This is a genomic window from Pseudomonas sp. KK4, from assembly GCF_001984065.1.
Lineage (GTDB): Bacteria > Pseudomonadota > Gammaproteobacteria > Pseudomonadales > Pseudomonadaceae > Aquipseudomonas.
Genome location: NZ_LYVP01000020.1, coordinates 1 through 12,110, shown reverse-complemented (window position 1 = coordinate 12,110; position 12,110 = coordinate 1). Strand labels below are relative to the sequence as shown.

At 52.0% G+C, this 12,110-nt stretch carries 12 protein-coding genes; 8 read left to right on the top strand and 4 right to left on the bottom strand.

Features of this window, described 5'->3' with window-relative positions; translation table 11 throughout:
• Window positions 1-187: 187 nt before the first annotated feature.
• From B0W55_RS09925 to B0W55_RS09905, 4 genes are all read right to left on the bottom strand, one after another.
• Entirely contained in the window at window positions 188-661 is a 474-nt protein-coding gene (locus B0W55_RS09925; protein ID WP_077045827.1) for a hypothetical protein, read from the bottom strand.
• Between the two features lie 63 nt (window positions 662-724).
• A complete protein-coding gene (locus B0W55_RS29860) occupies window positions 725-964 on the bottom strand; it encodes a hypothetical protein (RefSeq protein WP_139340888.1) in 240 nt (79 codons plus the stop codon).
• A 139-nt stretch (window positions 965-1,103) separates the two neighbouring features.
• Complete coding sequence (locus B0W55_RS29855) at window positions 1,104-2,486, bottom strand: hypothetical protein (RefSeq protein WP_139340887.1); 1,383 nt, start codon at window positions 2,484-2,486, stop codon at window positions 1,104-1,106.
• Window positions 2,487-3,256: 770 nt separating this feature from the next.
• Window positions 3,257-4,768, bottom strand: coding sequence for a tyrosine-type recombinase/integrase (locus B0W55_RS09905; protein ID WP_077045823.1), 1,512 nt, complete (start codon window positions 4,766-4,768; stop codon window positions 3,257-3,259).
• Window positions 4,769-5,206: 438 nt separating this feature from the next.
• On the opposite strand from B0W55_RS09905, the gene B0W55_RS09900 reads away from it, so the two are divergent.
• The 8 genes from B0W55_RS09900 to B0W55_RS09865 all read left to right on the top strand — a co-directional run bounded on the left by B0W55_RS09900 (window position 5,207) and on the right by B0W55_RS09865 (window position 12,057).
• Entirely contained in the window at window positions 5,207-5,398 is a 192-nt protein-coding gene (locus B0W55_RS09900; protein ID WP_077045822.1) for a DUF1508 domain-containing protein, read from the top strand.
• Window positions 5,399-5,572: 174 nt separating this feature from the next.
• Window positions 5,573-6,499, top strand: coding sequence for a LysR substrate-binding domain-containing protein (locus tag B0W55_RS09895; protein ID WP_077045821.1), 927 nt, complete (start codon window positions 5,573-5,575; stop codon window positions 6,497-6,499).
• A 56-nt stretch (window positions 6,500-6,555) separates the two neighbouring features.
• The gene (locus B0W55_RS09890) at window positions 6,556-6,921 is read left to right on the top strand and encodes a 5-carboxymethyl-2-hydroxymuconate Delta-isomerase (RefSeq protein WP_077045820.1); all 366 of its coding nucleotides are present in this window, start codon (window positions 6,556-6,558) and stop codon (window positions 6,919-6,921) included.
• A gap of 226 nt (window positions 6,922-7,147) precedes the next feature.
• Complete coding sequence (locus B0W55_RS09885) at window positions 7,148-8,797, top strand: phosphoethanolamine transferase (RefSeq protein ID WP_077045819.1); 1,650 nt, start codon at window positions 7,148-7,150, stop codon at window positions 8,795-8,797.
• Entirely contained in the window at window positions 8,794-9,456 is a 663-nt protein-coding gene (locus B0W55_RS09880; RefSeq protein ID WP_077045818.1) for a class I SAM-dependent methyltransferase, read from the top strand. The genes B0W55_RS09885 and B0W55_RS09880 overlap by 4 nt, the downstream gene beginning before the upstream one ends.
• A 123-nt stretch (window positions 9,457-9,579) precedes the next feature.
• The gene (rnd, locus tag B0W55_RS09875; protein ID WP_077045817.1) at window positions 9,580-10,713 is read left to right on the top strand and encodes a ribonuclease D; all 1,134 of its coding nucleotides are present in this window, start codon (window positions 9,580-9,582) and stop codon (window positions 10,711-10,713) included.
• Window positions 10,710-11,003, top strand: coding sequence for a YcgL domain-containing protein (locus B0W55_RS09870; RefSeq protein ID WP_077045816.1), 294 nt, complete (start codon window positions 10,710-10,712; stop codon window positions 11,001-11,003). Before rnd ends, B0W55_RS09870 begins: the two co-directional genes overlap by 4 nt.
• A 121-nt stretch (window positions 11,004-11,124) precedes the next feature.
• Window positions 11,125-12,057 (top strand): D-2-hydroxyacid dehydrogenase, encoded by a 933-nt coding sequence (locus tag B0W55_RS09865; protein WP_077045815.1) that lies wholly within the window; start codon window positions 11,125-11,127, stop codon window positions 12,055-12,057.
• Window positions 12,058-12,110 lie beyond the last annotated feature (53 nt).

The following is a 12,110-nucleotide window of genomic DNA, read 5'->3' as shown; positions in this document are numbered from 1 at the left end:
CGCAGGCCTTATATAATCAGTGTTTGCGACGTATTGAGATGTTAAGTTTCTCGTATTGCTTCCTGTAATAGCCCTGATTCTGAATGATTATTGGCCTGTTATTATATCGTAATTAAGACCGCTAACAAAAAAGCCCTTGACCGCTGGTAGGCGTTCAAGGGCTGATGGTGTTGCTGACATTAATGAATCACTCTGGAATGATTAACTCAGCGAATGTGCCGTTGACTTCGGCTTCAATCTCGGCCATTCGTTTAGCTTTCGCATTGTCCAATCGTTTCTGTTCTTTGATCATGTCAGCTTCCAGCAACTGGGCAGTGAGCAGGTTGCGATACCGCTGACGTTCTTCTTCTAACTGTTTGATATATTCTTGCTTAATTCTCTCATCACTTTCTTGAAGGTCAATATCACGAAGTTCTTGAGGTTTCGACATCCAGCATGAATAGTTAAACGGCTCGTGGGTGATTGGTAATGTCTCAGCAAGTTCATAGCCACGCTTGGATTTCTCAATCACATTAGCAAGAAAGAGAAAGCCAATGCCGCCGGTTATTTTCTCCATGTATAGGCCGTTTACATCATAAGCATAGCGATAGTCGTGTTGACGCTGTTCCAAAACGCCTTGTTCAAACTTTGGAGCGGTTCCTGAAATCTTAATAGTAGTCATGTATTTTTCCTCATTGGTAGAAATTGCCTATGGTGTTATCGCCTGTTTGGTTACGTCTGCAAATCAGTTCAATAGCTTTCGCTGTCTTAGCGTGGTCAAAGCCATGGTTAAAATTCTCACGCGATACTGCTCAAGCATCTGATCTTCTGATAGGTGCATGCTGCTTGGTTTGGTGCTTTGTTTGACATTGATTGTTGTGGTTGCGATCTTTTCAATTAATGATTCTACTGGCTGTACAGTTGGCTGTGCCTTGCGGCGTGCAACTGCTTGTTTAAAACCCCTGCTGAATTTTTCTAGACTCATAAGTTTTATCCTCTTATTTAAATGTTGTTTCCTGTCAGTTGACAGTATGGAGTTTGCTCGCGTAAAAAGCTTTGGAAGCATGATTCTATAAGGCTTAGAGCTATATGCAGTTATCATGTATAGATACTACCTCCCGTTGTCAGAAGGGGCAGAATGTTGGCTCTTGGTATGTGACTAAATTTGGGTTGGGAGTGTAATCATGCTCAACTTCATAATGAGTTGTCGAGTAATCAAGTAAATCTGTGCACTGGTTTGGTTGAAAGCAGGCAAACATTGATTCTTCGTATGCAGCAACTTCTGCTTTTGCAATCTCATCAGCTAACATCAAATTGTCAGGTAGTCCAAGGGTGATGATTGCGTTCTTGATAACCGGCACTTGTTTTACAAATCGGGAATACTCATCTGCGTAGTGCCTTTGGATTGCGCTATTAGCGTCAGACTCGCTGTAGTCAGGAGAGAGCGACGTTACCATCAAATACTTGCTCAGGGTGTTGCGAATCATCCTGCGGTCTAGAGGCTGTCCCTGAAGGGTGTGGAACGTCCGAAAGCCAATGAAGTCTCGCAGCATTGATGCATCCATACCTTCACGGAGTTGCAAAGGGTTCCATGTGACTCCATAAGGGTTCTCAAGAATACTCGACAGTCCCTGTTGATCGGGCTGGCGACTAAGCCATGCAACTGCCACCTGAAGCACAGGGACCATGAATGCAATGTCAGATTGATGTTCTCCTGCTGGGAGTTGTTCCGACAGCCGCTCACATTCTTCCAGCAAGACAATGAATGATCGTTTGGTTGCATAATCAATAATGTACGCTTCTTTCTCTGCCGCTTTGGCCTTGATAGCACGAAGGTCAGACATCGACATTTGTTCAAGCTTGCTCAGTGGCAGTGTATTGTTAGGATCGTTTTGAAATATCCACTTAGCTACGCAGAATCGCTGACTCTTGGTAACAGGGTTTTCTTTGGCATAGTCAATCAACACTTGGCCCAGGAATTCAGTAACTTTGTCCAATACAACACGATCACTGGTTGTGCTGGTTACTTTCCACCTAGCTTTCAGCTTGCTTTTGGGGATGCACAATCCTCGATCGAGGTAACTTTTGTTGCCGTGAGTTTGGTTGTGAAATGCACTGCCGATGAAGAGATTCTGGTGATGTAATAGTCCTACTGTCTCTTTGCCGACTGCTGGGGAAATATGACAAAGATGATAATTCGTTTTATTTGTCTCTTTGTCGTATCCGTGGGTCTTAAAACGTGACCTATATACTGTTAGTAGTGCCGGAATATCTACACCGTGCAGTATCTCTACTGTACCGGCCCTTTTGCATTCTCTAGCGATCCATAGCCATTCATCAGACTGTGAGAGTTTTAACACACGTTTCTGTGCAATAGTCTGGCGTTTATTTTGCTGGTTTTTTTGTCGTGCCTTCGGTCGGCATGGTTGACAGTGCTTAGCCTTGATTTGGCTAGTGATGAATTCGTTATTGCATATAGCGCAGGTTCTGATTCTCTTGATTGTCATTATGGTCCCCATGGGCGGGTAAATTATAGTTTGTTTTTAAACTTTCCAAGAAGGCGCTGGTCATCAAATTGACTACGTGAGCAGCGGACGTTTCATTTAAGAGGCTCATTATTTTGTTTAGCTTTGCCTCTGTGCGGGAGTTCAGGCTGATTTTCACAATACGGCTCCAGAGTTATTCAGTGATCGACTGATCATCAATTGATTTACCAGAATGCCGAGACCATCAGCTTCTAATTTCAGTTTCCTGAACTCAAGCTTGGATATCGTTAGCTTGATTGATACAGCGTTAGCCTTTGAAAAACTACACAATCTCGTCCGACATGAATTACTGCACGTTTTTGCATCACTGCGGCGCCGAGTGACTATCGGTTTACTGCAAAAAACACAGAGTTTGATTTTTAACATTGGAATACCTCCAAAGATATTGGTGAATAATCGTTATAAATAACATTTAAATGGATTGCGTCAGAAAAACAAAAGGCCAACCTGCTATGAAGGGTGGCCTTTAAGGTGTGAGGGTGAGAAAGAACTGATTGCTAACGAAGAATAAGAGGGGCTCCGCTAGCAAGTATCACTGAAATGACATAAAACCGTGATTTTGATCTTCATTGTTCCAGAAGCGGCTTACAAAAATGACTCTAGTTGTTTGAAGATTGTTCTTTCTCTAGTAAATCAATAGTATCAATTTAATTGTTAAAAGTCAATAGGTGTCAATATATAAATCACGGTTTATCAATTTTATTTTAATTGTCTGTTTTTGGTAAATTGCTCTACTTAAAGTTGAAGGTTAGTTGCCTAATGGCTTCTTTTTTCTGTTCAAAAGAACATCCTGCGCTATAGACGTTAAAAGTGAATGAAGGATTCTCATGGCCCATGATGTATGGAATAACTTCAATGCCAACGCCTGCTCGATGAAGCTCTGTGGTAGCTGTCTTTCGAATACTATGGAAAACGTGAAGATTGGAGAAATTAGCCCTGGTTTTCAGTTGTCCAAACTGCTTGCCCAGCCAATCGAGTCGATTGCCATACTTGTTGTTACCACCTTTGAATAAGTAACCATCATTGGCTGATGCTTGTGAGCGCAGATGTTTGTACAATGGAACTAGGGAAGGGTGAAGAGGAACCTCCCGCACACCTGCATCAGTTTTCGACTCATTTATCTTGAAACCTATCGGTTCGTTAATGCTGTTGACAATTGTATCATCTGACTTGATGCGTCCTATCTCCTCTAGCCTTGCGCCAGTGAATGCACCAAAGACTATCAGGTTGGCCAGATCATTTTTGCCACCTTCTTTTGCTTTCTTGTGAAGGTCTTCAACCTCTTTTACAGTGAACGGAGTGTACGATTCACCAGCTTTTTTTCCAACCTTCGGTAGATCGTGACCATCAAAAGGGCATTGTTGTCCGCTGAATTGATCATGGAACTGACTGTTGTATTTCATTGCCCACTTCCAGAAATCTCGCCCCGACCATAAATAGTTTGTTAGGGTCTGACGAGCGCCTGACTGTCTGTTCAAGAACTTGTGTATGGTATCGAAGGTGAGAGGTGCGCCTTCAGTTGTCAGGAACTTGGATATCTTTTCGACGCGAGCTTTATGGCTATCACGGGTTTTAGCTGATGCTATTTGAGAGACGAGATGCTTTGACCATGCTTCGATCATAAATGGGCTGATTGGCGAGCGCGGTTTGTACAATGCCGGGTTAACTACAATCGCTTGAGCTTCCTGATGCTCGTTGTCAGACAGGTCATACTCTTCTGCGATGGAGGCCGCTTCAATGTCTCCAATGATCATAAGAAATTCATTTTGAAGGTTTATTCCTTCCCCAGCGTTGATACCATTCTCAAGTACATCAAGGTATTTTCTTGCGAGTCTGGTCAACCGGTCAGCGATTTCGTTCTGCCCTTCATCCCGTAGCTCTCTCACTATTTCGGGGAGCTTTTCAAACCATGAGATATCAGCCGGGGCTGCGTCTGGATTCAGCGGGGTAAAAATCTTGGTCACAGCATTTGTTCGTCGCTGTTGCAAATCTTTTCCAATCTCATGCTGAGCGAGTCGCCACTCATCTCCTTTATTACCTTTGGCAGCCCGCGCCGCTGCAATGTCAGCCTCCCATTTGGCGAGCCAACATAAACGCAGTTTCATTGCTTCAGAGCGAAGGCCTGTTTTCAGTGATTTGGTGAACGTAGTGCGATTCCCGAGCGCTCTGCGCACATCCTTCGGTATCTGCTTTACGACGTACCATGTCGATTCGTTTTTCTTCTGAATGAGGTTATCAGGCATGGGTGCACCAAGACGTGAATATTAGTGTGAATTCTACTACTTTTTTCTACTACTCATGGTGTTAGTAATCAATAAATACTGGGTTTGTTGGGGCTTATGGTGGTAATCGGAGACTCCCTATCTCTCCGCCATACAAATGAAAGCCCCGTAGCTGAACAAGCTACGGGGCTTTTTTGTGGCTGAGTTTTAATGTCGAGTAATGTGTGTAGGATCGATCAGCGAACTCGCGTAAGAAAAGTAAGCATGTTTACGGAAAAAAATGGCTCCTCCCGGTAGCTCAAATTACCGCTTCCCGGATCCATTGGTTCATCGACAACATTCGGTTTTTTCCTCGCAATATCCCCTGACACTCAATCACACCACCACAAAAAGTGCTCCTCTACGCTGATGACGGCAGGCCATTGACCTGTCGTAACCCGTCATCGCAAGGAGCGAGCAATGTACTTTGAGATCTACAGGCAAACCCGTGGCACCCTTCTGACCGGTCAAGGTCAGTGGCGGTGGAGGTTGCGGGCGAGGAATCATGAAACGATCGCCAGCGGGGAGGCTTATGTGAACAAGTCTGATTGCCTGCATGCGATCAGTCTGATCAGGGGGACTGACGATCAGACCCCGGTCAAGGAGATCTAGGCTGTCGGTGGGGAAGCTGCTCGGCATGAGCAGCTTCGTTTCAATCGGGTCGTCAACCCTGTGACGACCTTTGCATTCAGATCAAGGTATCGTCGATACATTCGTATACGCGCATAGACGCCGATTGCGTCACCTCCCTACACTGTCGGCAGTGAATGGGCGCGGGGGCAATGGATGAATCGCAACGAACTACGCAAGGCCGACATCAACCTGATGGTGGTGTTTGAAGCGCTGATGCTTGAGCGCAACGTCACCAAAGTGGCAAATAAACTGTTTCTCGGTCAGCCCACCATCAGTTCGGCGCTCAATCGCTTGCGTACCATGTTCAACGATCCGTTGTTCATCCGCGTCGGCCATCGCATGGAGCCCACGGCGCGAGCCGAGGAAATCTTTCGGCACCTGTCGCCTGCGCTGGACTCTCTGTCGGTGGCGCTAAGCCTGACCCACGATTTCGACCCAGGCAGCAGCACCATGACGTTTCGCATCGGCATGTCCGACGATGTCGAATACGGCCTTTTGCCGCCGTTATTGCACGCCCTGCGCCAGGAGGCGCCGAAGGTGGTGTTCGTGGTGCAGAACGTGGATCACTGGCGGATTTCCGATCTGCTGGCATCCGGCGATATCACGGTAGGCATTACTCAGAGTCGCGGTCTGCCGGCCAATGCCAAGCGCAAACTGTTGCGCCATATACAACCCTCATTGCTGCGCGCCGACGCCTCGGATGCACCGTTGACGCTCGATGAATATTGCTCGCGTCCCCATGTGCTGGTGTCCCATATCGCCAACGTCAGCGGTTACGCTGATGAGTGGCTGGCGCAGATCGGCCGATCGCGACAAGTGGTGCTATCGGTGCCGCAGTACAGTTCGTTGCCGGCGTTGTTGGCCGGTACCGATCTGATTGCCAGCCTGCCGGACTACACCGCCGAGGCCATGGCCGCCGGCGGTCAGTTGTTCATGGAGCCTTTCCCGTTCAAGACCCCGACCCTCGAGCTGTGCATGGTATGGCTCAGCCACATCGACAGCGATCCTGCCGAGCGCTGGCTGCGTTCCCGCATAGAGGCGTTCATGGGCGAGCGCAATCTGTTGTCGCTGCCCCAGTAGCCAGGTCTGGGCTATGTTATATGTACAATTTTCCCACCGAACAACAGGAGTCACCCATGCCTCACCTGCACCTGGAATACACCGCCAACTTGCCTGACCTGAACGCCGATGTTGCGTTGATCCGGCTCAATAATACGTTGGTGGGGTCCGGTCAGTTCGGCGCCGAGTTCGATATCAAGAGCCGTGCCGTGAAAGTTGAGACGTTCAAGGTCGGCACGGCTTTGGCCGAGCGAGCGTTTGTGCATGTCAAGCTGGCGCTGTTGAGCGGGCGTTCGCCACAGATCAAGCAGCAGCTCTCCGAAAGCCTGCTGACGGTGGTCAAGGATCTGTGCGAGTGGCCGGCGGGAGTTGAAGTGCAATTGTGCGTGGAAATTCTCGACATCGATCGTGAGTCTTACTCCAAGACCGCCATCGGTGTCTGAGGCTGGTTGAAGCGTTCGCACAGTCTTTCATGGCATTCGCAGAACTGAATCAAGGCTGAACGGTTCTCAAATAGTTCGAGAGATTAACTGGAAAATTCGAGGCCAACTAATCGTTGGCTTCTTTTTCACAAAAAATTGATGGTCGACTGCCTAAAGTTGATGCCGTCTCGGTCAATGAAATTTTCACATTCACCGAAGGCACTTCTTTTCAGGAACAGCCGATCACATGTTGAAGATTAAAGCCGTGCGCCCGGAATGGGTGACACTGATTGCCAGCGCCTTTTTATTGACTGCCTTCAACCTTGTCTTGTGGCAGCACCTTTTTGAAATCACTGCTGCCGACGGAAAGGGCGTCGTGATGCGTGTGGCGTTCGGGGCAATGATTCTCGCTGCCTTCAACATCGTGTTGACGTTGCTTGCATTTCGACCGGTCATGAAACCGGTGCTGACGCTGCTGTTCATGATCAGCGCGGGCGTGGCGTACTTCATGAGCCAGTACGGTGTGTTGATCGATGCTGGCATGCTGCGTAATTTCGCAGAAACGAATGCCACGGAAGTTCGCGACTTACTGTCTTTAAAGTTGCTCGCTTATATTCTGCTGCTGGGTGTTTTGCCATCGTGGTTGTTATGGAAGACACCGATCAATTTCCGTCGCTGGCACCGCGAACTGCTAAGTAAAGTGTTGGTGAGCATGGCCTCGGTTGCGGTCATTGGGGGCGTTGCCCTTATCAACTACCAGGGACTTTCATCGTTGTTTCGCAATCATCATGAATTGCGCTTGATGGTAGTGCCCAGTAACTACATTGGTGCCTCGTTTGGTTATCTTCGCGAGCAGGTTGCGTCTGCACACCAACCCTTTGTCACTATCGGTGAAGATGCTAAACGCAACCCGGCAATTCAAACCCGAGCCCGCAAATCCCTGACCGTACTGGTGGTGGGGGAGAGTGCCCGTGCGGAGAACTTCGGCATCCTGGGTTATGGCCGCGACACCACACCTGAACTCGATAAGGAAGCCGGCCTGATCGCGTTCACCGATGTGCATTCCTGCGGTACGGAAACCGCCGTATCGGTGCCCTGCATGTTTTCCAACATGGGGCGCAAGGATTACGACGCCAGCAAGGCGAAGAATGAAGAAGGTTTGCTGGACGTGCTCAAGCGAGCCGGCCTCGATGTCATCTGGCGGGACAACCAGTCCGGCTGCAAAGGCACTTGCGATCGTGTGACGCTTGATGATGTCAGCAATCTCAAGGACCCGGCACTGTGCGCCAACAGTGAATGCCGCGATGAAATCCTGTTGCAGGGCCTGCAGCACTTCATTGATAACCTGAGTAAAGACACGGTGCTGGTCCTGCATCAGATGGGCAGCCACGGTCCCGAATACTTCAAGCGTTACCCTAAAGAGTACGAACGCTTTACACCGGTTTGTGAAAGTAATGCGCTGAACAACTGCAGTCGCGAAAGTATTGTCAACGGCTACGACAACACCTTGGTGTATACCGACCATGTACTGTCGTCGCTCATCGATATCCTGCGCACCAATCAGAACAAAGTGGACACCGCGATGCTGTACCTGTCGGACCACGGTGAGTCGCTGGGCGAATACAACCTGTTCCTGCACGGCACGCCTTACATGCTGGCGCCGGAACAGCAGAAGCATGTGGCGATGTTGGCCTGGTTCTCCGACAGCTATCAAAAATCGTTTTCAGTGGACACCCACTGCCTGCAACTGAGCCGCGAAAAACCACTCAGCCAGGACAACCTGTTCCATTCGATGCTGGGGCTGCTGGAGGTCAACAGCAAGGTATACAAACAGGATCTGGACATGTTTGCCGGTTGCCGTGGCTCGGTGATCGACGGGGTGCTGGCCAAAGAATGAATGCCCAGTCCCCCTCCGCCATTGAACTTGAGTTCGCCCGGCACTACGACCAGGAACACGCCCGCGTCTGTCTGCAGCCGCGGGCGCAGAGCCTGAGCGGGCGTCTGGCGTTCTGGCGTGAGCAGCAACTGGTGCGTCGTGCGCTCAAGGTCGCCGGCGAGCCAGGGCTGATCCTCGATGTGGCGTGCGGTGTCGGGCGTTTCTGGCCCGTGTGGGCCGAACATGCCAATCGCGTGATCCTCGCGACGGATCCCTCTCAGGCCATTCTCGATCACGCCCGAACTCACCATCCCCAAGGCGTATTGCAACGGGTCAGAACATTTCAAAGCTCGGCGTTCACCATTGGCCTGTCGGAAAATGCGGTGGACAGCATTTTTTGCATGCAACTGTTTCAGCACTTGGTCGAACCCGAACATCGCCTGGCAATGCTTGGCGAGTTTCACCGGGTCAGTCGCGATACGGTGATCCTGGCAGTGCGCATCCGCGGGCGTTTCAAGGCGCGGCGTGCAGATGTGCAAGGGGCAACAGCCCTTGCGTTGGCAAGCAGGTTCGAAGTGGAGGCCGAATTCAGGCAGGCCGGTTTCCGCGTGCTCAGCCACCATGACCTGCTGCCCGGCTTTGGATCGATGCGGATTTACGTGCTTTGTAAGACCGGCTAGTCGTTGTTTGTAGGACTATTCTTTCTATCAAGCAGGTATTTTCGCTAAAGCTCTTGTTCAGTGGATGCGCGGAAATCGCCGGGGGCGATATATACTGCGCGCCATTCTTCAAGGGAGAGCCGTGTGGCCATCGAAATTCACTGGATTCGCGACAACGATAGCCTCGGTCGGTTTTGCGCCGAATGGCAGCATCTGCCCTACGTTGCCCTCGACACCGAATTCATGCGGGTCGACACCTTCTATCCGATCGCCGGCCTGTTGCAGGTAGGCGATGGCGCGCGCGCTTACCTGATTGATCCGCTGACCATCGACAACTGGCAACCCCTGGCTGCGTTGCTGGAAAACCCGGCGGTCGTCAAAGTGCTGCATGCGTGCAGCGAAGACCTTGAAGTGCTGCTGCGACTGACCGGCAGCCTGCCGGCGCCGCTGTTTGATACGCAATTGGCCGCCGCCTACCTGAACCTGGGCTTCTCCATGGGCTATTCGCGCCTGGTGCAGGAAGTGCTCGGCATTGACCTGCCCAAGGGCGAAACCCGTTCCGACTGGCTGCAACGTCCGCTGTCCGACACCCAGATCAGCTACGCCGCCGAAGATGCCGTGCATCTGGCGGAAGTTTTCGTACAGCTGCGTCCGAAGCTTTGCGATGACAAATATGCCTGGGTGCTGGAGGACGGCGCCGAGCTGGTGGCCAACCTGCGCCGCGAGACTGATCCCTACGAGGTCTATCGCGACGCCAAACTCGCCTGGAAGCTTTCCCGCGCCCAACTGGTCGTGTTGCGTGAACTCTGCGCCTGGCGTGAGATACAAGCCCGCGCCCGTGACCTGCCGCGCAACCGCATCGTTCGCGAGCATTCGCTGTGGCCACTGGCGCGAACGCAACCGGACAACCTCGGCGCCCTGGCGAAAATCGAAGACATGCACCCCCGTACCGTGCGTCAGGACGGCGAGTTTCTGCTTGATCTGATCAAGCGCTCTGGCAGTGTGTCGCCAGATCAATGGCCGCCCGCCGTGCCGGAGCCTTTGCCGGTGGACGCCGCCGCGCTGCTCAAACAACTCAAAGCCATCGGCCAGGCCGAGGCCGAGCGCCTGAACATCGCGCCGGAACTGATGCTGCGCAAGAAAACACTGGAAGCGCTGCTTAAAAGCGGCTTCCCCAATGGTCCTTACCAATTGCCTGATTCGCTGCGTGGCTGGCGCCGCGAATTGATGGGCCAGGCGCTGCTCGACAGCCTGGCTACCGCCGGAGAACAGCCTTGAAACGTATTTGCTCCATCTACCGCAGTTCGAAGAAAAACGAGATGTACCTCTATGTGCTCAAAAGCGACGCCCTCGAGCGCGTACCCGAGCCCCTGATGGCCGCTTTCGGCAAGGCTATCCACGCTTTCGACCTGGTTCTGACCCCAGAGCGAAAACTGTCCCGCGAGGACATCACCGTCGTGCTGGACAACCTCGAAAAGCAGGGTTACCACCTGCAAATGCCGCCAGCCGAAGAGGAATACATCGAACATCTGCCGGAAGAGTTGCTGCGACGCAACGACCCGATGTAATCGCCCGACAGGCTCTGTTCAGAGTCCTGGTGAAACACTGGAATGATTTTGGCGATGGCCGCGACGACGCAGCAACAGGGCGTCGGCGGTCGTCTGCAGCGCTTTTTTGAAAGGTTGAAGCATGCGCGTTCTGATTGCCGAACACGACCACCCTGTTTACACCCAACTGTTGCGTGAAGCCGCGCCGGACCTGGAGATAATGACCAGTGGCGACTCCGCCGAGCTGTCTCGCCAGGCTGCCGAATGCCCGGTCTGGCTGGGCCAGCCTGACCTGCTGGCGACCCTGCTGCGTCAGGGCCATCAACCGCAATGGCTGCAATCGACCTGGGCCGGCATCACGCCACTGCTCGCCGATGGCCTGCCACGCCACTACCGACTGACCCGTGCCGTGGGGATTTTCGGCCAGGTGATGGCCGAATACGTGCTGACCTACATGCTCGGCCATGAGCGCGAAGTGCTGGCACGGCTGGTCAGCCAGGTCGAGCGCAAGTGGGACAGTCGCCATGGCCAGAGCCTGGCGGGGCGCAAGGTGTTGATCGTCGGCACGGGTGATATCGGGCAGACCGTCGCGCGGTTCCTGGTGCCTTTTGGCGTTGAGTTGTACGGCATCGCCAGTGAGGCCCGTGAGCAGGCGCCGTTTGTCGAGGTCGGTTCACTGGCCGACTTGCCACGCCTGGTCGGGCAGGTGGATTACGTAGTGAATCTGCTGCCAAATACACCGAATACTCACGATATCTACGATGCCGCGCTGTTCAAGCAGTTCAAGCCGACCGGGCTGTTCATCAACGTCGGACGCGGTGTAGCGGTGGTTGATGCGGACCTGGTGGAAGCCTTGAAAGAAGGGCATCTGGCAGGCGCAGTGATCGATGTCTGCCGCCAGGAGCCGCTGCCCCAGCGTCATCCGTTCTGGACGGCTTGGGGCCTGCTGCTGACCGGGCACAGTTCGGCACCGACTTCGCCATCGCTGATGGTGAACCTGTTCGTCGAAAACCTGCGGGCCTATCAGGCGGGCGAGGCGTTGCGCGGGGACGTGGATTTCAATCGCGGGTATTGAGGCTACGCGGTTCAAAAGTGTGGGAGCGGGCTTGCTCGCGAAGGCGTCGTATC